This window comes from Actinomycetota bacterium (assembly GCA_040754375.1).
Taxonomy (GTDB): domain Bacteria; phylum Actinomycetota; class Acidimicrobiia; order Acidimicrobiales; family AC-14; genus JBFMCT01.
This window is the reverse complement of record JBFMCT010000044.1, coordinates 1-26,507: the sequence shown is the minus strand read 5'-3', so window position 1 is coordinate 26,507 and position 26,507 is coordinate 1. Positions and strand designations below refer to the sequence as shown.

At 73.5% G+C, this 26,507-nt stretch carries 21 protein-coding genes; 9 read left to right on the top strand and 12 right to left on the bottom strand.

Annotation, left to right across the window (positions count from 1 at the left end; all coding sequences use genetic code 11):
• Nucleotides 1–169 precede the first annotated feature (169 nt).
• The 8 genes from AB1673_14890 (at nt 170) to AB1673_14855 (ending at nt 11,331) form a co-directional block, all read left to right on the top strand.
• Nucleotides 170–925, top strand: a complete 756-nt coding sequence (locus AB1673_14890) for a TlyA family RNA methyltransferase (GenBank protein MEW6155252.1) — start codon at nt 170–172, stop codon at nt 923–925.
• Nucleotides 926–929: 4 nt separating this feature from the next.
• Entirely contained in the window at nt 930–1,781 is an 852-nt protein-coding gene (locus AB1673_14885; protein MEW6155251.1) for an NAD(+)/NADH kinase, read from the top strand.
• A complete protein-coding gene (recN, locus tag AB1673_14880; GenBank protein MEW6155250.1) occupies nt 1,781–3,400 on the top strand; it encodes a DNA repair protein RecN in 1,620 nt (539 codons plus the stop codon). The genes AB1673_14885 and recN overlap by 1 nt, the downstream gene beginning before the upstream one ends.
• On the top strand, nt 3,400–4,668 hold the full coding sequence (gene steA, locus AB1673_14875) for a putative cytokinetic ring protein SteA (protein ID MEW6155249.1): 1,269 nt from the start codon (nt 3,400–3,402) through the stop codon (nt 4,666–4,668). Before recN ends, steA begins: the two co-directional genes overlap by 1 nt.
• Nucleotides 4,669–4,678: 10 nt before the next feature.
• Entirely contained in the window at nt 4,679–5,638 is a 960-nt protein-coding gene (locus tag AB1673_14870; protein MEW6155248.1) for a copper transporter, read from the top strand.
• Nucleotides 5,635–7,263, top strand: a complete 1,629-nt coding sequence (locus AB1673_14865; protein ID MEW6155247.1) for a lipid II flippase MurJ — start codon at nt 5,635–5,637, stop codon at nt 7,261–7,263. The genes AB1673_14870 and AB1673_14865 overlap by 4 nt, the downstream gene beginning before the upstream one ends.
• 271 nt (nt 7,264–7,534) lie before the next feature.
• On the top strand, nt 7,535–10,468 hold the full coding sequence (locus AB1673_14860) for a glycosyltransferase (protein ID MEW6155246.1): 2,934 nt from the start codon (nt 7,535–7,537) through the stop codon (nt 10,466–10,468).
• Entirely contained in the window at nt 10,465–11,331 is an 867-nt protein-coding gene (locus tag AB1673_14855; GenBank protein ID MEW6155245.1) for a hypothetical protein, read from the top strand. Before AB1673_14860 ends, AB1673_14855 begins: the two co-directional genes overlap by 4 nt.
• Nucleotides 11,332–11,358: 27 nt before the next feature.
• Here the strand turns inward: AB1673_14855 and AB1673_14850 are convergent, their stop codons facing one another.
• On the bottom strand, nt 11,359–12,876 hold the full coding sequence (locus AB1673_14850; GenBank protein MEW6155244.1) for a hypothetical protein: 1,518 nt from the start codon (nt 12,874–12,876) through the stop codon (nt 11,359–11,361).
• A gap of 101 nt (nt 12,877–12,977) precedes the next feature.
• Entirely contained in the window at nt 12,978–14,654 is a 1,677-nt protein-coding gene (locus AB1673_14845) for a TIGR00730 family Rossman fold protein (GenBank protein MEW6155243.1), read from the bottom strand.
• A gap of 89 nt (nt 14,655–14,743) precedes the next feature.
• Here AB1673_14845 and AB1673_14840 point away from each other — a divergent pair, with 89 nt between their 5' ends.
• Nucleotides 14,744–14,944 (top strand): hypothetical protein, encoded by a 201-nt coding sequence (locus AB1673_14840; GenBank protein ID MEW6155242.1) that lies wholly within the window; start codon nt 14,744–14,746, stop codon nt 14,942–14,944.
• 7 nt (nt 14,945–14,951) lie between these two features.
• On the opposite strand, the gene AB1673_14835 is transcribed toward AB1673_14840, so the two are convergent.
• The 10 genes from AB1673_14835 to AB1673_14790 form a co-directional block, all read right to left on the bottom strand.
• Nucleotides 14,952–15,731 carry a slipin family protein gene (locus tag AB1673_14835; protein MEW6155241.1) on the bottom strand — a complete coding sequence of 260 codons (780 nt, stop codon included), beginning with the start codon at nt 15,729–15,731 and terminating at the stop codon, nt 14,952–14,954.
• Nucleotides 15,724–17,034: an NfeD family protein gene (locus tag AB1673_14830; protein MEW6155240.1), complete on the bottom strand. Its 1,311-nt coding sequence runs from the start codon at nt 17,032–17,034 to the stop codon at nt 15,724–15,726. Before AB1673_14830 ends, AB1673_14835 begins: the two co-directional genes overlap by 8 nt.
• Before the next feature lie 165 nt (nt 17,035–17,199).
• Nucleotides 17,200–17,541, bottom strand: coding sequence for a P-II family nitrogen regulator (locus AB1673_14825; GenBank protein MEW6155239.1), 342 nt, complete (start codon nt 17,539–17,541; stop codon nt 17,200–17,202).
• Between the two features lie 9 nt (nt 17,542–17,550).
• Nucleotides 17,551–18,915, bottom strand: a complete 1,365-nt coding sequence (locus tag AB1673_14820; protein ID MEW6155238.1) for an ammonium transporter — start codon at nt 18,913–18,915, stop codon at nt 17,551–17,553.
• A 214-nt stretch (nt 18,916–19,129) separates the two neighbouring features.
• Nucleotides 19,130–21,391 (bottom strand): 5-amino-6-(D-ribitylamino)uracil--L-tyrosine 4-hydroxyphenyl transferase CofH, encoded by a 2,262-nt coding sequence (cofH, locus tag AB1673_14815; protein ID MEW6155237.1) that lies wholly within the window; start codon nt 21,389–21,391, stop codon nt 19,130–19,132.
• 73 nt (nt 21,392–21,464) lie between these two features.
• Nucleotides 21,465–22,136, bottom strand: a complete 672-nt coding sequence (gene pgl / locus AB1673_14810) for a 6-phosphogluconolactonase (protein ID MEW6155236.1) — start codon at nt 22,134–22,136, stop codon at nt 21,465–21,467.
• Nucleotides 22,133–23,188, bottom strand: coding sequence for a glucose-6-phosphate dehydrogenase assembly protein OpcA (locus tag AB1673_14805; protein ID MEW6155235.1), 1,056 nt, complete (start codon nt 23,186–23,188; stop codon nt 22,133–22,135). The genes pgl and AB1673_14805 overlap by 4 nt, the downstream gene beginning before the upstream one ends.
• Nucleotides 23,185–24,714: a glucose-6-phosphate dehydrogenase gene (zwf, locus tag AB1673_14800; protein ID MEW6155234.1), complete on the bottom strand. Its 1,530-nt coding sequence runs from the start codon at nt 24,712–24,714 to the stop codon at nt 23,185–23,187. Before zwf ends, AB1673_14805 begins: the two co-directional genes overlap by 4 nt.
• A 42-nt stretch (nt 24,715–24,756) precedes the next feature.
• The gene (locus AB1673_14795) at nt 24,757–25,659 is read right to left on the bottom strand and encodes an FIST C-terminal domain-containing protein (GenBank protein ID MEW6155233.1); all 903 of its coding nucleotides are present in this window, start codon (nt 25,657–25,659) and stop codon (nt 24,757–24,759) included.
• A gap of 265 nt (nt 25,660–25,924) precedes the next feature.
• Nucleotides 25,925–26,314, bottom strand: a complete 390-nt coding sequence (locus tag AB1673_14790; GenBank protein ID MEW6155232.1) for a hypothetical protein — start codon at nt 26,312–26,314, stop codon at nt 25,925–25,927.
• Nucleotides 26,315–26,507 lie beyond the last annotated feature (193 nt).

Sequence of the window (26,507 nt, the reverse complement as noted above, 5' to 3'; positions counted from 1 at the left end):
GGCCAAGAGCGCCTCCGGGGCCGGGCCGGCGGGCAAGTCCGGCGGGCCGGGGGCGGCGCGCGCGACTAAGTCGCCCCCCGCCCGAGGCGGGCCGCCGGCTGCCGACGGGCCGGGCGAGGGCTAGCGGCTGCGGCGCCGGCTCGATGTCGAGCTGGTCCGGCGGGGTCTGGTGGCGAGCCGCGAACGGGCCCAGGCGGTGATCGCCGCCGGCCAGGTCAGGGTGGCCGGGGCCCCGGCCGGCAAACCCGCCCGCCTCGTCGCGGCCTCAGAACCCGTGGAGGTGATCGGCCCGCCCGCCCGGTTCGTGAGCCGGGGGGGTGAGAAGCTCGACGCCGCCCTCGACCGCTTCGGGATCGGGGTGGCCGGTCGTTCTGCGGTCGACGCCGGCGCGTCCACCGGCGGGTTCACCGATTGCCTCCTGCAGCGGGGGGCAGCTCACGTGACCGCCGTCGACGTCGGCCGGGGCCAGCTCGACCCCCGGCTGCGGTCCGACCCCCGGGTCACCGTACGGGAGCGCACGAACGTCCGCAGCCTCGGCGGCGGTCATTTCGACCTCGTGGTCGCCGACCTGTCCTTCGTGTCCCTGCGCTCGGTGGCGGCCGACCTCATGGCGCTGGTCCACCCCGGCGGCGACCTGGTGGTGCTGGTCAAGCCCCAGTTCGAAGCGGGCCGGGCCGAGGCCTCGCGGGGCAAGGGGGTGATCCGCGACCCCGAGGTCTGGTCGCGAGCCATCGAGGGAGTGAATGGCGCTTTCGAGACCGCCGGGGCGGCGATGATAGGGGCCATGGTCTCGCCCCTCCGAGGCGCCCGGGGCAACGTCGAGTTCCTGGCCCACTTTCGCCCAGGGCCCTCGGCCGCGCCCCCCGATAACGCCGCCGATATGGTCGCGGCGGCGGTGGCCGACGCGGTCGCGGCAGGGACGTGACCACGTGACGACCGTCCTGCTGGTGGTCAACGGGGGCCGCCCCGCGGCCGCCGACCTGGCCCGCCGGGCCACCACGTGGTTGGAGGAGCGGGGCCACACCGTCCAGGTCCCGAAAGAGGACGCCGAGGCGACCGGCCTGCAGCGGCTGGCAGCCGGGCCGGGCCTGGGCGAGGGCGCCGATTTGGCGGTCGCCTTGGGGGGCGACGGCACGATCCTGCGGGCCGTGCACCTGGCCGCGCCCCACCTCGTCCCCGTCCTGGGTGCCAACCTGGGCCGGCTGGCCTACCTGTCGGCCGTCGAACCCGAGATGCTCACCGCCGCGCTGGCCCGCTTCCTGGTCGGCGACCACGGCGTGGAGGAACGGACCATGGTCCGGGCCACGAGCCTGGCCCTGCCCGAAGGTTCCCGCAGCCACCTGGGGCTCAACGAGGTGGTCATCGAGAAGGCCACCCCGGGCCACACCGTCCACCTGGCCGTTTCCATCGGCGGGCGCTTCTTCGCCAGCCAGGTGGCCGATGCCCTGATCGTGGCCACGCCTACCGGCTCGACCGCCTACTCCTTCTCGGCGGGAGGACCGATCGTCTCCCCTCACCACCAGGCTCTCTTGCTCACCCCCGTGGCCCCGCACACACCGTTCACCCACAGCCTCGTGTTGCACCCCGACGAGGCCGTGCGGGTAGAGGTGCTGGACCAGCGGGGAGCAGTGCTGACCGTCGACGGCCGCGAGGTGGGCCGGTTGGGGCCCGGCGAGGCCGTCACCTGCGAAGTCGCCCCTGTGCGGGCGCGGTTGGTGACTCTCGGGGAGCGGGACTTCTACGGCGTGCTCAAGGCCAAGTTCGGGCTGGCCGATCGCTGATGCTCGTCGAGCTCCACGTCCGTGACCTCGGCGTCATCGCCGACCTGACCCTGGTCTTCGGCGCCGGCATGACTGCGGTCACGGGCGAGACCGGAGCGGGCAAGACGCTGGTCGTCGAGGCCATAGAGCTCCTCCTGGGTGAACGGGCCGACCCCGTGCTGGTCAGGGCCGGTTGCGACGAGGCCCGGGTCGAGGGCCGGTTCGCCATAGGCGACCGGGAGGTGGTCGTGGCCCGGGCCGTCCCACGCTCAGGCCGGTCGCGGGCCTACGTGGACGGACGGTTGGCCTCGGTACCCGAGCTGGCCGAGCTCGGGTCGGAACTGGTCGAGCTGCACGGCCAGCACGCGCACCAGTCCCTGCTCGGCGCCCGTGCCCAGCGAGAGGCTCTCGACCGCTTCGCGTCCGTTGACCTCGGTCCGCTGGAAGCCGCCCGGGCGTCGGCTGCCGAGACGGCCGCCGCCCTGCTCGCTATAGGCGGGGACGAGCGGGCCCGGGCGCGAGAGATCGACCTGCTGGGGTTCCAGTTGCGCGAGCTGGAGGCGGCCGCCGTGGACGGCGCCGACGAGGACGAGCGCCTCGAGGCCGAAGAGGAGCTACTGGCTGACGCCGCCGCCCACCGCGAGGCGGCCGTGGCGGCTTACGAGGCCATCGCCGGCGACGGCGGGGCGGCCGACGGGCTCGGCCAGGCGGTGGCCGCTCTGGCCGGGCGCCGGCCCTTCGCCGAGCTGTCCGAGCGCACCCGCACGTTGGCCGCGGAGGCCGCCGAGGTCGCTTCCGACCTCCGTCACGCCTCCGAGGCGGTGGTGGTCGACCCCGGCCGCCTCGACGAGGTACGCGCCCGCCGCCGCCTTCTGGCCGACCTGCGGCGGAAGTACGGCGAGACGTTGGCCGACGTGCTCGAGTTCACGGTCCAGGCCCGCACGAGACTGGATGAGCTGGAGCGCCACGGTGAGCGGGCCAGGGCACTGGCTCTGGAGTTGGAGGCGGCCGAGGGTCGCGTATCAGCGGAGGCCGCGGCCGTGGCGGCCGCCCGGCGCAAAGCTGCCCCCGAGTTGGCGGCCGCCGTCGAGGAGCGGTTGCAGTCGCTGGCCATGGCCGGGGCCCGGTTCACCGTCGAGGCTCGGGGGCCGGGCCCGGCCGACGACGTCACGTTCTGCCTGGGGGCCAACCGGGGGAGCCCGCCCCTGCCCCTGGCCAAGGTGGCCTCCGGTGGAGAACTGGCCCGGACCATGCTTGCTCTCCAGCTGGTCCTGGGGCCGGCCTCCGCCGCTCCCGCCGGCCATCCCGGCACCCTCGTGTTCGACGAGGTCGACGCCGGTATCGGCGGGCAGGCGGCCGTGGCCGTGGGGGCCGCCCTGGCCGCGTTGGCCGAGCCCGGGCGCCAGGTCCTGGTCGTGACCCACCTTCCCCAGGTGGCCGCCTTCGCCGACCACCAGGTGGCCGTCTCCAAGGACGGGGGCGAGGAGGCCACGGTGGCCGGCGCCCGGGTCCTCGGGACCGACGAGCGAGTGGTGGAGTTGTCGCGGATGCTCTCGGGCCAGCCCGGCAGCGAGACGGCGCGCGACCACGCCCAAGAGCTGCTCGAAGCGGCGTCCCGCCGGAAGGCGGCCGCCCGCTGATGGCCACCCCCGCCCCCCAGGGCAACGGCAACGGGAACGGCGGCCGGGCCTGGGGCACGTTGAGGAGGGCGCGCCCCGCGGCCGTGGGCCCGCCCGAGAACGAAGGCCAGTGGGTGGAGGCTCCCGCTCGGGTCGACGCTCGGACCAAGCGGCTCATCACCCGGCTGCTACCGGGCGAGGTTGCCGTGATCGACCACCTCGACCTCGACCGCCTGGCCGCCGAGGGCCTGATCAAGGCGCGCGCCGCGGCTGTGGTCAACGCCTCGCGGTCGATATCGGGCCGCTACCCCAACATGGGGCCCCTCCTGCTGGCGGCCGCCGGCATCCCTCTGGTCGACGACGTCGGCCCGGAGGTCATGACCGCCGTGGAGGAGGGGGCCGTCGTCAGGGTGGAGGACGAGCGCATCGTCGTCGGGGGCCATGTGGTGGCCAAGGGGACGTGCCACACCATCGAGTCGCTGGAGGAGCAGATCGAGCAGGCCAAGCTGGCGGTGGGGGCCGAGCTCGAACGGTTCGCCGAGAACACCCTCGAGTACCTCCGCCGCGAGCGGCACCTGCTCACCGACTCCCCGGCCCTGCCCAAGCTGGCGGTCGACCTGACGGGCCGCCACGTGCTGGTCGTCGTACGGGGTGGGCTGGGCTGGGAGGAGGACCTGGCCGCCCTCCGGCCCTACATCCGAGAGATCCGGCCGGTGCTCATCGGCGTCGACGGCGGGGCCGACGCCCTCATCGACGCCGGCTACCGGCCCGACGTGATCATCGGCGACTTCGACTCGGTGCGCGACGAGACGCTGCTGGCCGTCACCCGGGCTCGGGCGGCCCGCCAGGGGGCCCAGCTGGTGGTGCACGCCTACTCGGGCGGGTCCGCCCCCGGCGCGGCCCGTCTCGACGCCCTCGGGCTGCCCTACAGCGTGTTCGAGGCGGCCGGCACGAGCGAGGACATCGCCATGCTGCTGGCCTACGAGAAGCGGGCCGAGCTCATCGTGGCCGTGGGCACCCACGCCTCTATGGTCGAGTTCCTCGACAAGGGCCGGGCGGGGATGGCCTCCACGTTCCTGGTGCGCCTCAAGGTCGGGCCCATCCTCGTCGATGCCAAGGGGGTCAACCGCCTCTACCAGGCACGCGTCCGCAAGTCCGACCTCGCCTTCCTGGTGGGCGCCGCCTTGCTGGCCATGCTCGTCATGGCCATCGTGGCCCAGCCCATCCACGTGTTCCTCGAAGCGCTGTGGTTCTACGTCAACGACACGTGGCGGTCCCTCTTCCGGTGACCCCCGGCCCATGATCAACCTCCGCTACCACATCGTCTCTCTGGCGGCCGTGTTCCTGGCCCTGGCCCTCGGCATCCTCGTGGGGTCCACCGTGATCGACAGGGCCATAGTCGACGAGCTGCGAGAGCGCGTCGACTCGGTGAGCCGCCGGGCCGACCGTACCGACGGGGAGAACCGCGAGCTGCGCGGCCAGCTCGACCTCATGGAGGGCTTCGCCACCGAGGCGCGCGACCAGCTCGTCCTCGGGCGCCTGGAGGGCGTCCCGGTGCTGGTGGTCACCGTGCAGGGCGTCGACCGGGCCCCGGTGGACGGGGCCCGTGAGGCCCTATCGGTCGCCGGGGCCGTCCCCGCGGGATCGCTCCTGCTCACCAACCGGTTCCGCCTCGAGAGCGAGACCGATGTGCGCCTGCTGGCCACGGCCCTGGGGTCGGCGCCCACCCTGGGGGCCGACGTTCTGCGCCGCCAGGCCCTGGGCCGGATGGCCTCCACCTTGGACGGGACCAACCCAGAGCCGGCTCTGCTACCGGCCCTGGCGGCCGCCGGCTTCGTGGGCTACGAGCCCCCCGGGGGGACGACCACGACCCAGCCGACGTTGGGCCTCGGGTCGTTCCCGGTGCCCGGCCTGAGGGTCCTGCTCGTGTCGGGCGCGGGGGCCGAGGCCCCCGACGACCGAGTGGCCTTGCCGTTCGCCCAGGCACTGGTCACGTCGGGCACGGCCGCGGGCAACGAACGGGCAGCGCTGGTGGCGGCCGAGGCCGGGCACGACGCGGGCGATGGGCGTGCGCTGTTCGTGGGGCTGGTGCGGTCGGGCTCCGATCTGGCCAACCGGGTGTCCACGGTGGACAACCTGGAGTCGCCCATCGGGCAAGCGGCGGCCGTGCTCGCCCTCGGAGACCTGGACGTGCCCCGCACCGGCAGCTACGGCGTGGGGCCGGGCGCCCAGCGCCTGCTGCCCTCCCTGGAGCCATGACCGCGGGCCTCAGCCCGGCGGGTGTCGGCCCGCCGGGGGGGCTGCTCGCTTCCACGGCGGCCGTCACGGCCGGCAACCTGGCCTCCCGGGTCACCGGGTTCGTGCGGGTACTGGTCGTGGGCCTTGTCCTCGGGACGACGTTCGTGGGCAACACGTACCAGAGCGCCAACCTCGTCTCCAACATCCTCTTCGAGCTGACGGCCGCCGGGTTGATGTCGACGGTCCTGGTACCGCCCCTGGTCCGCCTCCTCAGCCGTGGTGACCGGGAACAGGCGCTGTCGCTGGCCGGGTCGGTCCTGGGCCTGGCCCTCGTCGTGCTGGGCGTGCTCACGGCCGCCGCCCTGCTGGCCCGGCCGTGGCTCATGCGGGCGCTGACGGTCGCCGTGGAAGACCCCGAGGTCCGGCGCCAGGAGATGGCCCTCGGGTCGTTCCTGCTCGTGTTCTTCCTCCCCCAGGTGCTGCTCTACGCCGTCGGGGCGGTCACGACCGGGTTGCTGCACGGACAGCGCCGGTTCGCGGCCGCGGCCTTCGCCCCCGTGGCCAACAACGTCACGGTGATCGCCACAATGGCCGCGTTCTGGGCTGTGGGCGGTGGCGGCCGGCCCGGCCTCGACCTCTCGGGCCCTGAGCGATGGGTGCTGGGAGCGGGCACGACGCTGGGCGTCCTGGTCATGACGGCCGTCCCGGTGGTGGCGGCCCGCAGGGCGGGCCTGGCCCTTCGGCCCCGCTGGGACCTGCGCCAGGCTGGCCTGGGCCGCCTGGGCCGGGACGGGCTGTGGGCGGCCGCCACCCTGGGCCTCACCCAGGTCCTGGTCGTGACGACCCTGGTGCTGGCCAACCGCATCGAAGGCGGGGTGGTGGCCTATCACATCGCCTTCCAGCTCTTCCTCCTCCCGTTCGCCCTCCTGGCCCACCCGGTCGTCACCGCCCTGTTCCCGCGCCTGGCCTCGGCCGCCCAGTCGGGCGACGCCTCGAAGTTCGGGGACCAGCTCCGGGGCGGAGCGGCCGCCCTGGCCTTCCTGGTGCTACCCGCGTCGGCCGTGGCCGCCGCCTTGGCCGAGCCCGCCCTGGGCCTCCTGCGCCTGGGCAACCTCGATGCCGCGGGCGTCGAGATGGCCGGTCGCCTGGTGGCGGCCTATGCCGTGGGGCTCATGGGTTACGCCGGCTTCCAGCTTCTCCTGCGGGCCTGTTACGCCACCGGGGACATGCGGGCCCCGGCCGTGGCCGCCGCGGCCATCGCCGTGGGCGGGTCCGCGACGATGGTGCTGTGGTTCACAGTTGCGACAGGGGACGGGCGGCTGGCGGCCGTGGGCTACGGCCATTCGGCTGCCTACCTCGGGGGTGCGCTTGCCCTGGCCGCCGTGCTCCATCGCCGCCTGGCCGCCAGCGGCCCGGTGGCCCCGTTGCTCTGGGCCATGGCCCGCAGCGCGGCATGTGCCGGGGTAGCCGGGGTTGTCGCCTTCATGACGTCGCGGGCCTGGCCCGCAGGGGAGGGCGCCACCGCCGGTGGGGTGGCGTCGTTGGTGCTGGCCGGCCTCTTGGCCACCGGGGCCTACGCCGGTGCCCAGCGAGCCCTCGGGGCGCCCGAGATGGCGTGGTTGCGGGGCCGCCGGAGTGGGCCGTGACCACCTACCGAGACGCTCCTCCCCGGCGCCCAGCCCGTAATGGGAGCTGGTCCGCAAGGCCGGACCTTGGCCGCCGCCGCCCCGGCCGTCGCCTCGGCTGTCGGCCCGGTTGTCGTCCAGGTCCGGGGCTGGCGACGCTGTCGGGCCTGAGGGCTGGGCCCGCCGCCACCGGGCCGTACGCCCGCCCGCCCGCGCTAGCGGTGGCGACGGACTCGCCGGGGGGCCAGGGCCCAGCGACCGAGGCGGCCAGGCCGGGGGCAGGGGGCCGGGGGTGAGCGAGACGGGTACCGGCGACACAGGGGGCGGCCGGGTCGTGGCCATCGTGGCCGCCAAGGACGCGTCGTCCACCGTGGCCGCGACCGTGGCCGCCCTCGGGGCCATCCCCGCGGTGGACGAGGTGGTCGTAGTCGACGACGGCTCGTCGGACTCCACGACGGCCGAAGCCCGGCGGGCGGGGGCGTGGGCGCTGCGACTGCCGGCCAACCGGGGGAAAGGCGGCGCGGTGGCCGCGGGCGTGGCCCTCGCCCCTAGTGCCGGCACCTACCTGCTGGTCGACTCCGATGTCGGGGCCACGGCCGCGGCGGTGGACGCCCTTCTGGAGCCCGTCCTCTCCGGGCGGGCCGACATGGCCGTGGGCGTCCTGCCGGCGGCCGGCCGCCGGGGCGGCTTCGGGGCCGTACGCCGCCTGTCGGCCCTGGGGGCTCGGGTGGCGACCGGCCAGAAGGTGCGGGCCCCCCTGTCGGGCCAGCGGGCCGTACGCGGTGACTTGCTGCGGTCGCTCGAGCTGGCCCCCCGGTTCGGGCTGGAGACGGGCCTCAACATCGACGCCCGGAAGGCGGGGGCGCGGGTGGTCGATGTCCCTGTCGACATGGAGCACCGCCACACCGGGCGCAGCCTGGCGGGCTTCGCCCACCGGGGCCGCCAGGGAGGGGACGTCCTGCGCGCCCTGTGGCCCCGGGTGGCCGGGCCCCGGACGAGAGTGGCGGTGGTCCTGCTGACCCTCGTCGGCGCGCTGGGGGCAGCCCTGTGGTCGGGGGGGCGGTGGGAGGCTCCCAGCGTGGCTCTCGGCCAGCGGCCCGAGCGGGTGCTGATCGTGAGCATGCCGGGCCTGCGGTGGGACGAGGTCGGCACCGGCCGGTTGCCCAACCTCGACCGCCTGCTCGACGGCGGGGCCGTGGGGGCCATGACCGTGCGGACGCTGTCGCGCCAACCCTCGCCCGTCGAGGCCTATGCCACCCTCGGCGCCGGCGCGCGGGTGGCCGCCGGCCCGCTGGCCGAGGACGCCTCCGGCGCCGGGGGCCCGGTGACCGTGAAGCATGCGGCCTCGGTGCGCCGGGACGCCGGTCGTTACGTGGCCTCGCGGCCCGGGGCGTTGGGCGACGCCCTCCACGCCGCCGGGTTCCGCACCGCCGTCGTCGGCAGCGCCGACTTGCCGGCCAACCTCGTCGGGCTCGACAACCTCGTGCCCACCAGCCGGCCGGCGGCCGTCGCCCTCATGGACAGCGCCGGTCGGGTCGACTTCGGCTCGGTGGACGGCGGCGACCTGCTGCTCGGTGACCGGCGGGCGCCGTTCAGCCAGCGGGCCGACCCCGTGCGCATGCTTCAGCGCACGGCCCAGGCCCTCCAGACGGCCGACGTCGTGCTGGTCGACCCCGGGGACCTCGACCGGGCCGCCGGTCTCAGTGGCCTGGCCCCCGCCCCGTTCGCAGCGCGCTATCGCGAGAGGGCGCTCGAGCTGACCGACGAGCTCCTGGGCCAGTTGGTCGAGGCTGCCCCCACGGGCACGCTCGTCATGGTGGTCTCGGCCGTCCCGCCTGGCGACCAGTGGCGGCTGGCGCCCCTGGTGATGAACGGCCCGGGTGTGCCCCGGGGGCTCCTGCACTCGCCCTCGACGCGCCGCCTCGGCCTCGTGACGCTCACCGACCTGGCGCCCACGGTCCTGGCCGCCCTCGGGGTCGACGTGCCGTCAGCCATGGTCGGCCAGGCCCTGCGTTATCACCCCGGTGAACCGGGCACCTCCCGCCTGGCCACGTTCGACCGCGACATCGCCTTTCGCGAGGACGTCTACCTCGACGTGACCTTGGCCTTCATCGCCTTCCAAGCGGTGTTCTACGCCCTGGTGGTGTGGGCGCTGTCCCGGTCCCGGCGCCACCCCCTCACCCCTCACCTGCGCTACCCGGCGCTGGCCATCGCCGCCTTCCCGTTAGGCACGCTTCTCTTCCGGGCCTCCACCCCCCATACCTCGGGCCTGGGGCCGGCCCGGGTGTGGCTCCTGCCACTGCTGATCGCGGCGGTCGTGGTCCTCGCCTCCCGGGCCCGGCGGTCACCCCTGGCCCCCCTGGGCTGGATATTCGGGGCGACGGTGGCTGTCCTGGTGGTCGACGTGGCCACCGGTGGACGCCTCCAAGTGGGCAGCCTCCTCGGTTACTCCCCCCAGAGCGCGGGCCGCTTCTACGGGCTGGGCAACAGCGCCTTCGCCGTCCTGGCCGCCTGTGCCCTGCTGGCGGCCGCCGTCCACCTCCACCACGCCCCCCGGCGGCGGGACGCCCTGTTCTCGGTGGGCGCCTTCTTCGTGCTCGTCACGGTGGTCGACGGCGCTCCCGGCCTGGGCGACGACGTGGGCGGGATCCTCACCCTGGTCCCGGTCCTCGGCCTCACGATGCTGGCCTTCGCGGGCCGGCGTCTCACCTGGAAGGCGGTGGCTGGGTGGGCGGCAGCCGCCGTGGCCGTCCTGGCCCTGGTGACCACGGCCGACCTGCTCCGGGCGCCCGAGGCCCGCAGCCACCTGGGGCGCCTGGCCGCGAATACGTGGCGCGACGGCGGGGGTGAACTGGTGACCACCGTGGCCCGTAAGTGGGAGATGAACTTCCGGCTGCTGCGGGCCACGCCCTGGGCTTGGGCCGTGCCCGTGACCACCGGCTTCCTGGCCTACCTGCTCGTGTTCCGCCGTCGGTGGCACGACCTCCTGCCGCCCCGCTCGGCCCTGCGGGCGGGCGTGCTCGGGGCCCTGGCCGCGGGAGTGTGGGGGTTCCTGGTCAACGACTCCGGTGTCGTGGTCACCGCTCTGGTGCTGGTCGCGGTCGGGCCCTTCCTGGCCCTGCTGGCGCTCGCGCCGCCGCCCCGTCCCGAGCGCCCGGTCCTGCTGGAGCCCACGGCCGACGCTCCCCACACGGCCGCCTCCGCCGGCCCGGGGGGGCGGCCGTGAGCGCCGAGGTGGCGCTGGCCACGCTCGTCGGTTTCGTGGCTGGGAGGCTGACGTGGCTGGCGGCCCGGCCCTGGTTCACCCAACCGGCCCTGACCCGGCCCAACTACCGAAACCGGATGGTCCCCACGGCCGCCGGCCTCGCCCTCCCCCTCGCCTTGCTGTTGGTCGAGGCGGGCCGGGCCGTGGCGGCCGCCATGGGCATCGGCGACGACCCCGGGATCGACGGCGCCCGGGCCGTGACCGTTCTTGTCGTGTGCGGGTTCTGCCTGCTGGGGACCATCGACGACATCGCCGGGACGGGGGAGTACCGGGGCTTTCGGGGCCACGTGCTAGCGCTGGCCTCGGGCCACGTCACCACGGGGCTGTTCAAGCTGCTGGGGGGAGCGGCCGTGGCCCTGGTGGCCGTGGGCGCGGTCTCGGGCCGCTCGGTCGGCCGGCTGCTGGCCGACGCTGCCGTGGTGGCCCTGGCCGCCAACCTGGGCAACCTCTTCGACCGCGCCCCGGGCCGGGCCGGCAAGGCGGGCATGGCCTCGTTCGTGGCCCTGGCGGTGGCCACCGGTGGCCCCCCCCAGTTGGCGGCCGTAGCTGTGGTGGTCGGGGCGGGCGCCGCCCTGCTGGCCGACGACCTGCGCGAGCGGCTCATGCTGGGCGACGCCGGGGCCAACCCCCTGGGGGCGGCCGTCGGGCTAGGGGTGGTCCTGGCCACGGCCCCGCCCACCCGCAACGGCATGCTCGTGGCCCTCGTGGTGCTCAACCTGGTGGGCGAGGTCGTGTCGTTCAGCCGGGTGATCGCCGCCGTCCCCCCCCTGCGGGCCCTCGACGAGCTCGGCCGCCGCCACCGGGCCACCCCCCGCCCCCGCTGAGCGCCCGGGACTGGTTGGGAACTACTACTAACGGGCGATCATGCGGGCCAGGTTGGACGGGGGGCTCTCGCCCGAGGCGTTGACGGCCGTGACGTGGTACCAGACGATGACCCGGCTCGGGGCCGTGCTGTCCAGGTAAGTCGTCGTGCCCGGGCCCACCTCGGCCAGCAGCGACAGGGCCGATGGGCTGGTGCCCCGGTAGACGCGGTAGGCGGTCAGCGGCGATGTCCCAGACGACAGCGGCGGGGACCAGAAGACCGACAGGCCGGGCGCGGCCGCCGGGGGCTGGGTGGCGTAGGCGCTGCGGGGGGCCGAGGGCACACCTGTCCCCGGGGGGGCCGTCGTCGATGTGGTGGTCGAGGTCGTGCTGGTCGTGGGCGGGGGCGTGGTGGTCGAGGTCGTGCTGGTCGGTGTCGTCGTGGTCGTGGTGGACGTCGTCGTGGTGGACGTCGTCGAAGTGGAGGACGAAGTGGTGGTCGAGGTGGTCGGGCTGGAGCCGCCGCCGATCAGAAAGCGGCTGTTGGCCACGTTCCAGTGGTTCGCCAGGTAGCTGCCCGGGGGCGGGTTGGTCGAGTAGTAGTCGTCGTTGTTGCAGTCCAGGCGGTTCTCCAGCGCGAAGTTGGAGCACACCACCGTGGCCACGCCCGTGCCGTCGCTGTAGCAGAGCCGGTCGTAGTTGTCGGTGCAGTGGAAGCCGGGCGTGGCGTTGGGGGCCGTGGGCTGCACACCGCCCAGCGTGTGGACGAGCTCGTGGGCCTCGACCATCTCGTTGAGCCCCCAGCAGCCCTTGTCGACGCGGGCCACAGCCCCGGGCACCCCGGGGTGGCCGTTGCTGGCGTTGCCCTGGCCGGGCGAGTCGTCGATGTAGATCTGGCCGATCCCGCAGTAGACGTTGGCGTCGACCCACACCAGGTACTTGCGGTCGGTCCGGTTGTAGCCCCGCAGGCGCATCTCCCGCAGCATCAGGTCGAAGGTGTCGTCACCGCGAGACGACAGGATCAGGTTGTCGACCAGGGGTACGCAGTTGGCGTCGTGCACGAAGCGCACCTGGCGGCTGCCGCCCGTCTGGGCCGCGCTGGCGTCGAACACGTCGTTGACCCGGGCGGCCCACTGGCGCATGGACGCCAGCCAGGTCGAGTACCCGTCGGGCCGGTCGAGCGCCCTTGCGTACACGAGCTGGACCCGGAACCCGTCGCTCCCGTTCCCCGCGCAGGGCACCTCGGTGGCCAGGGCCGAGGCCGGCGCCGGTTGGAGGTCGGGGCGGTCGGACCGCACGTCGATCCCCTCAGGGGCGGGGTCGGGACCATGGGTGCACTCCGGCGGCCCACCGAACGAGCTCTCGAGGCGGAAGTTGCCCCGGCAGGGATCACCGGCCCCAGCCGGTCGCAGGCCGTCGTAGACGACTCCCCGGCGGGCGTCCTCCCGCAGGGCCTCGTGTACGGCCCGGCCGCCGGGCCCGGCTTGGCCGGAGGCGGGGACCGCCGACATGGCCCCGCCCCCGGCGATGAACAGGACGGGCAGCAGTAGAGCCAGTAGGCGACGCACCAGAACAAACCCCCAGGAGAAGATCGTCCGCCAGAGCCAGAGAAACTAGCGCCTGGTGGCCTATGCCGGAGTCTCCGGGCGACCCCTTAACCGTGGAGCCTCTAGTTGGCTCGGGGGCTGGGCTCCCGCAGCACGGCCGCAGGGCGGCCGGCGAGCAGGCGGTCGAGCCGGCCGCGAGCGGCCCGGGCCGAGGTGGCCACGGTTCGGTCGGGATGGGCAGCCAACTGGTCGAGCACGGGCCCGGGTTCCTCCATGCGAAGGAGCAACACGACCGGGGAGGCCTGCTCGGGGGGGGCGGCGGCCGTCACCTCCAGCATCCGGTCCAGGGCGCGCAGGAGCGTGGCCGTGCCCTCGTCGCCCAAGGCGTCGCGGTGGTCGAGGAGGAGCTCGAGCAGGAGGCTGAGGGTCACGAAAGGCGACGTCTCGGCCAGTGCGTCCAGCAGGGCGAGGCGGGCCGGGCCTGAGGGCGCGGTCAGGGAGAGGTGGCACAGCTCGGCGGCCAGGCCGTGCTGCTGGGCATCGTCGACCGCGCCGCCAGCCAACAGTGACATCAGGGCGGACGCGGCCACCAGGACGGCTTGTTCGTGACCGCCGGCCACGGCCGCCGCCGCCTGGCCCAGGAGGTCGGCCAGGACCGGCTCGGGGGTGACCTCGGCGGGCTCCTCGCTTCCGGCGGCACCCGGGGGAGTACCGGCCGCTTCGGCCGCCGCCAGGTCAGGAGCGGCCGCCGGGGGCGCCGACGGGAGGCGATTGAGGGCGTCGATGAACGCCCGCAGGCGCCCGTGGCGCATCCGGTCGAACGCCAGTACGAGCCGGGGCAGGGCCAGGTTGTCGTCGTCGGCCACCTCGGCCGGCAGCGGATCGGTCTTGGTGATCACGCCGCTGGCCACGATGTCCGAGAACTGGTGCCCGAGCCCCTCGACCTCGCCGTCGGTCGGCTCGGCCCGCATCCGGATGACGAGCTGGGGGCCCACGAAGCGCATGGAGTGGTAGTTGCGGTAGAAGCCGAGGATCTCGGCCGCCGCGTCCTCGACGTCCTCGGTCATGTGGAACAGATGGTCGTCGTCGGCGCTGACCATGGCCCGGGCGGCCAGCTCCTGGCGGATGAAGTGGTCGAAGGCCCGCCAGTACGTCCCGCCGGGGACATCGAGCAGCACGAGCGGGGCGGGCGCGGCCTTGCCCGTCTGGAGCAGGGTCAGCAGCTCGAAGGTCTCGTCCATGGTCCCGAAGCCACCGGGCAGCACCACGAAGCCGGCCGACTCCTTCATGAGCATGAGCTTGCGGGTGAAGAAGTACTTCATCGAGACGAGCTTGGGGTCGGCGGCGATGAACGGGTTGGCGTCTTCGAAGGGGAGGCGGATGTTCACGCCGATGGAGCGGTCGGGGCCCGCGCCCTCGGCCCCCGCGGCCATGATGCCCGGCCCTGCCCCGGTGACGACCATCCACCCCTGGCGGGCCAGGGTGGCAGCCAGGTCGCGGGCCTGGACGTAGAGGGGGTCTTCGGGCCGCGTTCGGGCCGAACCGAAGATAGTGATCTTGGGTACCTCCCGGAATGGGCGGAACACCCGGAACGCCTGGCGCATCTCCTTCAGGGCGGCGTTGGTGATCTTCAGGTTGAGGCGACCGGGGTCGTCGTCAGCCAGGCGCACGACGGTGACGAGCATCTCGAAGAGGAGATCTCGGTCCGCGGCACTGGCGCTCGAACGGTCGAGCAGCTCGATCAGCCGCCGGTCGAGCTCGGGGTCGCCGGTACGGCGGCGGGGCGGTCGGTCAGCCATGGGCGGGCAGCGTAGGCGGCTCGCATCGAGATGCGGCCCGGCCGGCCCGTCCAGGTGTGGCCCCGGGGCCGCCGGGGAAGGACACGTCCATGTCCTCGCTCAGCCTATTGGCCGCACCCCTGTGCCTCGCCTTGGTCGTGGGCCTGCTCTGGCTGGCGGCCGCAGCCGAGCAGCGCCTGCTCTCGCCGCGGGCTGTAATGGCCTACAGCATCCGCTCCCGCCGGTGCCGCCCCGAGCAGGCCGAAGCCATCGTGGCCCACAACGCCGAGCGGCTCCTCAAGGGCCGCTGAACAGGTATTACGGTCCCGGACGCCGTTGGTCGTCGGCGGCCGCCGAGAAGAAGCGCAGGAGCTCGACCGGGAGCGGGAAGATCAGCGTCGAGTTCCGGTCGGCGGCCACGTCGACCATCGTGGCCAGGGTGCGCAACTGCATGGCGGCCGGCCGCGCTTCGAGGATGGCGGCCGCTTCACCGAGCGACTCGGCCGCCTCGAACTCCCCCTTGGCGTGGATTACCTTGGCCCGCCGCTCCCGCTCGGCCTCGGCCTGGCGGGCCATGGCCCTGCGCATGGTCTCGGGGAGCTCGACATCCTTCACCTCGACGAGCGTCACCTTCACCCCCCACGGGTTGGTGAGGTCGTCGATGATCTGCTGGAGCTGCTGGTTGATCTCGTCCCGCTTGATGAGCAGGTCGTCGAGGTCGACCTGCCCGAGGATGCTGCGCAAGGTGGTCTGGGCCACCTGGGAGGTGGCGTACTGGTAGTTCTGGATGGCCACGACGGCGCGCACCGGGTCGACAACGTTGAAGTAGGTGACGGCGTTCACCCGCACGGTCACGTTGTCCTTGGTGATGACGTCCTGGGGAGGGATGTCGGTGGTCATGGTCTGCAGGTTGACCTTCACCATCTTGTCGATGATGGGGATGATGAAGAACAGGCCTGGGCCCTTGGCGCCGAGCACCCGGCCGAGCCGGAAGATCACCCCCCGCTCGTACTCGTTCACGATCCGCACGGCGGCCGCGATGATCAGCACCAAGGCGCCAACGGCCGCCCCGATGCCGTAGAGAAGCTGCTCACTCACGGTTGTCCTCCTTGGGTGAAGGGCCCTGCGGGCAGGGGGAGACGATCAGGTCGAGGCCCTCGACGGCCGCGACGGACACGGTGGAGCCGACATCGAGGTCGGCGTCGGGGCTGCGTAGGTTCCACCACGCACCGTCGACGAGCGCCTGGCCTTGGCGGCCGGCGGCCCGGCGTACGGTCACCCGGCGGCCGACCAGGGTGTGCTGGCCGGTCGTGGGCGCGGACCGCAGTGACCGCCCGGCCAGGCGCCCGGCAACGACCACGGCCCCTCCCACCGTGACAGCCACCGGCGCCAGCACGGCCAGGCTGACGCCCAGGCCAGGTGTGCCCCGGAACAGGAACACGGCGCTGAGCACGAGCGCCAGCGTTCCCCCGGCGGCGGCCACGCCTATCCCGGGCGCGAACAGTTCGGCGACGAACAGGGCGGCGGCCAGGAGGAGGAAGAGGAGCCCGACCACGTCCACCGGGAGTACCGACAGCGAGAACAGCCCGAGCAGCACGAACATCACCCCCAGCGACCCCCCGACGCCGACGCCCGGGCTCGACAGCTCGTAGATGAGCCCCAGCGTGCCCAGGGACATGAAGATGAACGCCAGGTTGGGGTCGGCCAGGGACTGCTGCACCCTCCGGAACAGGCTCATGTCGAACTCGTCGACGGTGGCCCCGGCGGAGCGCACGGTGGCTTGGCGGCCGTCCGCCCCCAGCCTCACGGTGCGACCGTGGGCCTGGGCCAGGGCATCGGACAGGGGGCCCGCCACGAAGTCCACGGCTCCGATCTCGGCCGCTTCGGCGGCGGCCGCCGACCGGCCGGTGCGCACGGTGTCCACCGCGAACTCGACGTTGCGGCCCCGTTGGCGGGCTATCGACTCGGCCAGGGCGGCGGCGTCGTTGACCACCTTGGCCTCCACGTCGCCCCCCTCGAGGTCGACGGGGGTGGCCGCCCCGATAGCCGTGCCCGGGGCCATGGCGGCTACGTGGGCCGCAAAGGTGATGATGGCCCCGGCCGAGGCCGCCCGTGCTCCCGACGGGGCGACGTGGACGATCACCGGGACCTCGGCCCCCAAGAAGGTGCGCACGATGGCTCTCATCGAGACATCGAGACCGCCCGGGGTGTCGAGGCGGACCACGAAGGCGTCGTAGCCCTCGCGCTCGGCTCGCCGGGCGCCCTCGGCCAGGTGGTCGGCCACCGGTGGAGTGATCGACGACGTGACGGTGGCCACCAGGGCCCGGGGCGCGGCGTCCTGGGCGGAGCCGTCACCGGCGAGCAGCAGGAGGGCCCCGACGACCACCGCGGCCGCGGCCACCGCGCGGCCCCCCCGGCGCCGACGGGAGGCTTCAGGCCACGCACCGCTCCTTCCCGCTCATCGTTGCGAACTGCTTACGGTTGGCTGCCAGTCCTCGCGCGCCGGACGGGGGAGGCCATCGAGACCATCCCCCGCCCGGTGCGGCCGCCGTCGGGCCGGCTGCCGTCAGGTGGCCTCGGCACCCACCTCGCCGGTGCGGATGCGCATGAGGCGGTCGACGTCGGTGAGCCAGACCTTGCCGTCGCCGATCTTGCCGGTGTGGGCCGAGGTGCGTATCACCTCCATGACCTTGTCGGCGTCCTCCAAGGCGCACAGGACCTCCAACTTCAGCTTGGGCAAGAGGTCGACGGTGTACTCGGCGCCCCGATAGGTCTCGGTGTGGCCGCCCTGGCGGCCGAACCCCCTGACCTCGGTGACGGTGAGGCCCTGCACGCCCGCGCCCCGGAGGGCGTCCTTCACGGAGTCGAGCATGTGGGGCTTGATGACGGCGGTTACGAGCTTGACCATGCCGGCCTCCTATACCGTCGCGCCCGTGGACCGGGCCGACCCTACCGGGGTGGCGGCCCGGGAGGGGGTGACATCGGGGCCGTAGCCGGGAGCGCCGTGCTCCAAGACGTCGAGCCCGGCCAGCTCCTCCTCCTCGCTGACCCGCAGGCCCATGGTCGCCTTGAGGGCCAGGAAGAGCAGCCCGGTGGTGACGGCCACGAAGGAGGCCACGGCCAGCACCCCGATGACCTGGGAGACGAGCTGGCTGGCCCCGCCGCCGTAGAAGAGACCGGCTGACCAGAAGTCGGTGTCCTCGGTGGCGAACAGGCCGACGGCGAGCGTGCCGAAGGCCCCGCACACGCCGTGTACCGAGATGGCCCCGACCGGGTCGTCGACGCCCACCCGGTCGAACATCAGCACGGCGGCCACCACGATCATGCCGGCGGCCGTACCGATGGCGATGGCCCCCACCGGGCTGACGGCCGCCGCCCCGGCGGTGATGCCCACCAGACCAGCCAGCAGGCCGTTGGCTGCCATGGCGACGTCGGGCTTGCCGCTCTTGGCCCAGATGGTCAGCATGGCCGACACCGCACCGGCGGCCGCGGCCAGGGTGGTGGTTACGGCGATGGGGCCGATGGCCGAGTCGGCCGCCAGCTCCGAGCCGGCGTTGAAGCCGTACCAGCCCACCAGCAGGATGAACGTGCCCAGCACGGCGTAAGGGATGCTGTGGGCGGGGATGGCCCGAGGCTTGCCGTCGGGGCCGTACTTGCCCAGGCGGGGGCCCACGATGATGGCCCCCATCAGGGCGGCCACCCCGCCGGTCATGTGCACGATGGTCGAGCCCGCGAAGTCGTGGAACGGGGTCGAGAGCTGGGCCAGCCAGCCGCCGCCCCAGTTCCAGTGCACGACCACCGGGTAGATCACGGCCGAGATGACGATCGAGTAGACGAAGTAGCTCTTGAACTTGGTCCGCTCGGCCATGGCCCCGGACACGATCGTGACGGCCGTGGCCGCGAACGCCACCTGGAATATGAAGGTGACGGGCATGGTCAGCGTGCCGTACTGGAAGGCCCCGTCACCTAGGAAGAAGCCCTTCCAGCCGAAGAAGTCGTTGCCCTCGCCGAAGGCAATGGCATAACCGACGGCGAAGAAGGCGACCGCGCCGGCACAGAAGTCCATCAGGTTCTTCATCATGATGTTGGCCACGTTCTTGGCCCTTGTCAGGCCGGACTCGAGCAGCGCGAACCCGGCCTGCATGAAGATGACGAGCACGGCGCACAGCAGGACGAAGACGTTGTCGAGGTTGACCTGCACCTCGTCCGCGCTCAGCTCCACCGCCTCCTGCGCCCACGCCGGCGACGCCGAGAGCGCGGCGACGCCGGCAGCCAGCGCCACGCCTCCTAGCAGCTTATTTCTCGAGAACAACCCGGTCCTCCTCTTTGTCCTTGAGCCAGGAGGGACCTTCCTGACCCGACGGGCCTGAGGTCCTCCCAGATCACCTTGGGAGCAGAGTAAGGAGCGGCTGTGTCACAACCGTCACGCGGTCGTGAACGCAGTGTTTCGTTGCCGAAAGCGGCGGTCCGAGAGTCAGATTTCGTTCAGAAGGTGTTCAGACGGCGGTCGCACGGAGCCGGTCATAGAGGGTCGTGCGCTGCACGAGTGGGCGGCCCAGGGCGCCGGCGATGGCCGCGAACTCGGCCTCGCCCATGTGCTGGCCGTGGGCCGCACCGGCAGCCCGGGAGATGTTCTCGTCCATCAGGGTGCCGCCCAGGTCGTTGGCCCCGGCCTCCAGGGCCTGGCCGGAGCCGGCCGGCCCGGCCTTGACCCACGAAACCTGGACGTTGGGCACCAGGGGCCCGTAGGCGATGCGCCCGACGGCGTGCATGAGCAGCACCTCGCGGAAGGTGGGCCCGCGCCGGGCCCGGCCTTGGAGGTAGATGGGCGCGGCCATGTGGACGAAGGGAAGCGGCACGAACTCGGTGAACCCTCCGGTCTCGGCCTGCAGGGCCCGGGTGCGCACCAGGTGGCGGGCCCAGTGCACGGGCTGCTCGACCGAGCCGAACATGATCGTGATGTTCGAACGCAGGCCCACGCCGTGGGCCGTGCGGTGGGCGTCGAGCCACTCGTCGGTGGTGATCTTGTCGGGGCAGAGGACGGCCCGTACCTCGTCGTCGAGGACCTCGGCGGCCGTGCCTGGGAGGCTGCGCAACCCGGCGTCCATGAGCCGTCGCAGGTAGGAGGCCAGCGGTTCACCCAAGCGGCGGGCGCCTTCGGTCACCTCCAAGGCGGTGAACCCGTGGACGTGGACGGAGGGGGCCACCTCCTTGACGGCCCGGCAGATGTCGACGTAGTAGTCGCCGTCGAAGCTGGGGTGGATGCCCCCCTGCAGGCACACCTCGGTGGCCCCGGCCTCGACGCCCTCCACGACCCGGCGCTGGACCTCCTCGACGCCCAGCAGGTAGGGCGCTCCCCGGAGGTTGAGCGACAGCGGCCCCTTGGAGAAGGCGCAGAACCGGCACTTGAACGTGCACACGTTGGTGTAGTTGATGTTGCGGTTGGCCACCCACGTGACTTCGTCGCCCGCGATCGTGCGTCTCAGCTCGTCGGCCACGGCGGCCACGGCCCGCACCTCGGGGCCCCGGGCCGAGAACAGCGTCACCAGTTCGTCGACACCCGGCTGCTGGCCGGCCATCACCCCGTCGAGAACCTCGGCCACCGGCCCCCGGCCCTGGCCCCGGGCCGGCGCCGGCCGGCGGGCGGGCGCGTCCAGCAAGGGGGGCGGGGCCAGCTCGGCCCCCGCACACCAGGGGCCGTCGCGGCCCAGGCCCTCGGCGTCGGCCCTGTCGAGCACGGCGCCGACCAGGCCGGGGGCCACCCAGCGCCCGGCGTCGAGCACGTAGGGCGGGTGGACGGTGAGCCGGGGGGCGAGCGTGAAGCCCCGGGCCTCGGTCACCGCTCTCAGGCGGTCGAGGGCCGGCCATGGGCGCTCGGGGTTCACGTGGTCGGCGGTGACGGGCGACACCCCGCCCCAGTCGTCGATGCCGGCGTCGAGCAGGCGGCCGAAGTCGTCGCTGAGGTTGGGCGGTGCCTGCAGGCGCACGTCGTCGGGCAGCACCAGGCGGGCGGTGGCCACCGTCCACAGCAGCTCGTCGAGCGGGCACGGCCGCCATGGGGCCATGGCCGTGCCCGGCTTGGGCACGAAGTTCTGGACGATCACTTCCTGCACGTGGCCGTGGCGCCGGTGGCTGGCGGCGATGGCCTCGAGGGTGGCCACCCGGTCGGCCCGGGTCTCCCCGATCCCGACCAGCACCCCGGTGGTGAACGGCACGGCCAGCTCGCCGGCCGCCTCGAGGGTGGCCAGGCGCCGGGCCGGGGCCTTGTCGGGGGCGCCCCGGTGGCACTCCAGCTCGGCCAGGGACTCGATCATCATCCCCTGGGAAGGGGCGACCTGGCGCAGGCGGGCGAGCTGCTCACCGGCCAGCGCGCCGGCGTTGGCGTGGGGGAGCAGCCCCGTCTCGGCCACGACGCGGGCGCACATGGCGGCCAGGTAGTCGACGGTGGAGCTGTAGCCGTGGTCGTCGAGCCAGGCCCGGGCCGACGGGTAGCGGTCCTCGGGCTGCTCGCCCAGGGTGAACAGCACCTCGTGGCAGCCGGCCGCCGCCCCGGCCCGGGCGATGGCCAGCACCTCGTCGGGCCCGAGGTAAGGGGACGGGATGCGCGCCGGGGCGGTGGCGAACGTGCAGTACCCGCACCGGTCCCGGCACAGCCGGGTGAGGGGCACGAAGACCTTGGGCGAGTAGGTGACCCGGGTGCCCGTCAGCCGGTCACGGCGCGCTGCCGCCCTGGCCAGCAGCTCGGAGAGTCCACCCACCGCGGGGGAGCATAGGGCGGGCCGGGCGCCGCTCAGGGCGGTCCGGCGGGCAGAGCGGGCCCCGGGTGGGTTGTCAGGCCTCGCCGGAGGCTTCGTGGTCGACGAGCCACACCACCCGGTCGGCGCGCACGTGGGCCGCCGGGCAGCCGGGGTCGCCACGGCGGACGGCGGCGAACGCTTCGCGCTTCTCGGCCCCCGAGACGGTGACCAGGACGAGCCGGCCCCGGGCGATGCCCGAGTAGGTCAGCGTGAGGCGCTCCAGGGGGTTGAGGCCGTTGGGGTCGTGGTTGAGGGCCACGAGGCGGCCGGGGTCGGCCTCCAGCGCGGGTGAGCCGGGGAACAGCGAGGCCGTGTGCCCGTCGGCCCCCAGGCCCAGGTGCACGACGTCGAGGCGGCCCGCCTGGGCGATGCGCTGCTGGTAGGGGTCGGGCCCGTCGTCGCAGCGCATGGGGTAGACGGCGTTGGCCGCCCCCACGCGCTCGAGCAGGGCCTCCCGACCGAGCCGTTCGTTGGAGGCGGCGTCGTCGGGGGGTACGCAGCGCTCGTCGCCCCAGTAGAAGTCGACCTGCCACCAGTCGATCTGGTCACTGGCGTCGGCCGCCAGCCGTTCGTAGCAGCGCCGGGCCGTACCGCCCCCCGACAAAGCCAGCGAGAAGGTCTCGCCGGGGCGGGAGTGGAAGGCCTCGATAACCCGCTCGGCGAACTCCGCGGCCACGTCGTCGACGACCACCACCTCGCCGTTCATGCCAAGCCCCGCAGCTCGAGGGCACCGGCCAGGGCCTCGCAGTAGAGGTCGTCGCGGCCCATCGAAGTCAGAGCACCGGCCAGGGCCAGAGCCGGCCACCTCGATCGCATGCGCACAGCCTGGCTCACAGACGGCCCGCCGTCGATGGCCACCGAGGTCTCGATCAGGCGTTCGTGCCCGGGGCGGGCGACGCGGAACACGCCCGAGCGGTGGCGGTGCGTAGCCGACACGGTCACCGACACGTGGTCCGCGGGGGTGAGCGAGACCCGGGCGGGGCTGAGGGCGAGGCGGCGCAGGAGCCAGCCGGCCAGCAGGTGGCGGGGCCCGTAGTTGCCGGCCACCTCGATGTGGTCGACCTCGCGCAGGAAGGGCCGGTAGACCGGGCCCTCGAACAGCCCGGCCAGCAAGCTGCGCCACAGAGCCAGGCGTACCCACGACAGGTCGGCCACCGGCAGGCGGCGGGCCAGGGCCTGGACCCGGGGCAGGACGGCCTCGTTGGCCGCCCCGGCCCGGCCGTAGGAGCCTGCGCTGGCAGCCCCGGCCACGGCCCGGCTGTCGACCACGACGCGGTCGGCCACGCCCAGGAGGGGGTCGCCGGGAGCGGGCAGGGTGGCCGGAAGCCAGACCACCATGGGCAGGTCGGGGAGCGAGAAGGGCTCGACCACCGAGCCCAGGTGATGGCGCGAACGGCCCCGCACCCGCAGCACGATGTCCTCGAAGCACACGGCCCGCCCTTCGCGCTCCACGGCGTTCACCGAGGCGCGGGCGTCGATGGCTCCTCCACCGTCGCCGTCCCCATCGGGGCCGAGGACGACCACGATCGTGCGTGACGGGTGGCGCCCCCCCAGGTCATAGACAGTGTCGAGCACGGCGGTGGCGGCTGCGTCGTCGTCGACCACCGCCACCAGGGTGAGCACGCTGGTGCGTACCGCGGCACGCTGTTGGTGCAGCCGCAGGTCTGAGAGGGCGGCGTCGACCTGGGCCACGGTCACCCCGTCGCCCTCCCACGAGCCTATGGTGCTGATGCCGGGCTGGCGCCCGGGGGCGGTCACGGGCGCCGCCACTTGCGGCCGTCGCGAGCCAGGAGGTGGTCGGCCTCGGCCGGCCCCCAGCTGCCCGCCTCGTACCGGGCCAGGGCCACGTCGTGCTCCTCCCATGCCGTGAGCAGGGGGTCGCAGATACGCCACGCCTGGGCCACTTCGTCGCTACGGATGAAAAGGGTGGGGTCCCCGACCAGGGCATCGAGCAGCAACCGCTCGTAGGCCTCCGGGGCCTCCTCGAGGAAGGCGGCCCCGTAGAAGAAGTCCATGGAGACCGAGCGCACGCGGAAGGCCTGGCCTGGCACCTTGGCCCCGAAGCGCAGCGTTATGCCCTCGTCGGGCTGGATGCGCAGCACCAGGGCGGCCGGGCCCAGGCCGTGAGCCTGGTCGGCGGCGAAGGGCAGGTGGGGCACGGCCTTGAACTCCATGGCCACCTCGGTCACCCGTTTGGGCAGGCGCTTGCCCGTTCGGACGTAGAAAGGCACGCCCGCCCACCGCCAGTTGTCCACCGTCAGGCGCATGGCCACGTAGGTCTCCCGCAGGCTGTGGGGGTGGACGCCCTCCTCCTCGCGGTAGCCGGCCACCTCCTCGCCCTCCACCCAGCCCCGCCCGTACTGACCTCGGACGATCTCGGTGCGCACCTGGTCGACGGTGAGGGGCTGGACGGCCCGCAGGGCCTTGACCTTCTCGTCACGGATGGAATCGGGGTCGAACGTGGTCGGCGGCTCCATGAGGGTCAGGGCCAGCACCTGCATCACGTGGTTCTGCACTATGTCGCGCAGCGCCCCAGCCATCTCGTAGAAGCTGCCCCGGTGGCCCACCCCCAGCGACTCGGCCACCGTGATCTGCACGTGGTCGACGTAGCGCCGGTTCCAGACCGGCTCGAAGATGGCGTTCGCGAACCGCAGGGCCAGGACGTTCTGGACGGTCTCTTTCCCGAGGTAGTGGTCTATGCGGTACACCTGCGGTTCGTCGAACACCGAGTGCACGATGTCGTCGAGCTCGGCGGCCGAGGCCAGGTCCCGACCGAAGGGCTTCTCGATGACGACCCGCACGAAAGCCTCGTCGCGCCCGGGGCGGTTGAGCCCGGCTTCGCCCAGGTGGCCCACGACCAGCGGGAAGGTGCTCGGGGGCGTGGCCAGGTAGTACAGCCGGTTGCCGCCCGTGCCCCGCTCCCGGTCGAGCTCGTCGAGGACCTCGCCCAGCCGTTGGTAGGTTGCCGGGTCCGAGTAGTCCCCGGCCACGTAGCGGAAGCCGCCGGCGAACGCCTCCCACACGTGGCGAGCGTCCTCGCCCCCGCCCCCGCCCTTCTCCACGGCCTCGCGCATGCGGTCGCGGAAGTCGTCGTCGTCCATCTCGGTGCGGGCCACACCCACCACTGCGAAGGCCGCCGGCAGCAGGCGTCGCAGGGCGAGCTGCTCGATGGCGGGCATGAGCTTGCGGCTCGTAAGGTCGCCGGACGCCCCGAAGACCACCAGCACGGCCGGCGGCGCCATACGGTCGGCCGAGGGTTCGACCAGCGGGTTGTCGTTGGTCATCCTCTGGCGAGCTTAGGCGGCGGGAGCGCCACCCCGTCCCGGTCAGGGCGCGGCACGCTCCAGCAGCAGTATGGAGGCGGTGAAGCCGTGGACGAAGTTGCGGCCGCCCACCGGGCCGATCTCGCCCGCGCAGAACATGCCGGCCACGGGGGCACCGCCGAGAGCGTCGGCTACGACCGAGGCATCGTGGTCGGGTTGGCCGGGGCCGAACAGGCGGGTGCCCCGGCCGTTGCAGGTGAACAGCAGGGCGGCTTCGGCCCGGCGGCCGCCGACCATCTGGCGCAGGTCCTCGTCGGCCGCGGCCGCGTCGCGTACCTGGAACTGGGCGGTGGTTCCGACCTCGATGTGGTCGCCGACCTGGATGGCGCCCGACTCCTTGTCCCCGCCCATGACGGCCCGGACCAGGAAGTCGCCCCGTCCGAACTCGCTGCGGTGCTCGTCGATGACCCGGCCGAACTGAACCCCCCGGTAGAGCATCTGGCGGTCCGCCTCGTCCATGGCTTCGGCGATCTCGCCCAGCCGCTCCAGGGCCGGCCGCCCGCCCAGCTCGTAGACGACGTCGCCCTCGGCCCGGGTGACGACCAGCGGGTGGCCCACGGGCCGGCAACCCTGGGACACCACCGTCTCCACCCGCACCCCCGGCCCCAGCAGCACTCCCACGGCCCCTTCGCTGAAGGCCCCGTCGGCGGCACTGTCGCCGACCACGAAGCGGTTCTGGCCGGGCGTGGTGGTGGCCATGGCCATCCCCCCGGCCACGGGCAGGCCAGGGGCGTCCGCGTCCGCCCGATCGAGCAGCAGGTCGACCGGGAAGTGAAGGGGTCGGCGAGCACCACCATGGCCGACGTGCCGACGGCCAGCTCTGGCCAGCCCGTGATGGTCGGGCCGTCGGGCGTGCGGACCACTTCGAGGTGGAAGGGCGCAACCGGGCCGGTACGCCCGGCCCATAGGGCAACGCCCGGCCCGCCTTCCACCTCCCGGCGCCCGCCCAGGACGGACTCGGCCGCGCAGCCCACCAGGGCGCCGGGGGCGAGTAGGGCCCGAACGGTGGCGGCCACGGCCTCCAGCTCGGTGCGGTGCATGGGGGTGACGAACACCATGGCCAGGTCGGGAGGGCCGCCCTCGTCCCCGAGCTGCTCGACGACCGCACCCACCACCTCGGCCACGGCTTGGCCGGCATCGGGATGCTCCGACACGGCCGCCGCGAAGTCGGTCATCCAGGCGGGGGCAGGAGCGTGATGGGCACGACCACGTCGTGGCCGCCGGTGATGTGGCAGTGGGCCTCGATGGTGCCGTAGTCCTCGAAGGCGAGCTCGCCCTTGACGAGCTGGCGCCCGAACTTGCCGGGCTCGATCATGACCGGCTGCACGTTGCGGGCCACCTGCTTGCCGGCGGCGTCGAGGAACTCGACCTCCAGCGTGCCCGTGGCCTCGGCGCCGGGAGGGCAGCGCAGGAGCACGACCAGGTGAGGGGAGAGGGTCACGGGCGGCGGGCTGGGGGCGGCCAGGGAGAACATCACCCCGGTCAGGTCGATGCGCGTCGCCGGGCCGGGGACCTGGCGCTGGCCGATCCCCTCGACGAACAAGGCGGCGATGATGTCCATCCTTCGGACGCTAGTCCTCCGGCTCCCTAACATGTCCCGGCCGACCGGAACGAGAGGGGCCCGATGACCACTGCCGACGTTCACTACCTCCAGGAGCTGGCCCAGCAGCTCAGGGTGGACTCCGTGCGCATGAGCGGGAGGGCCAACTCGGGCCACCCCACGTCGTCGATGTCGGCGGCCGAGCTCATGGCGG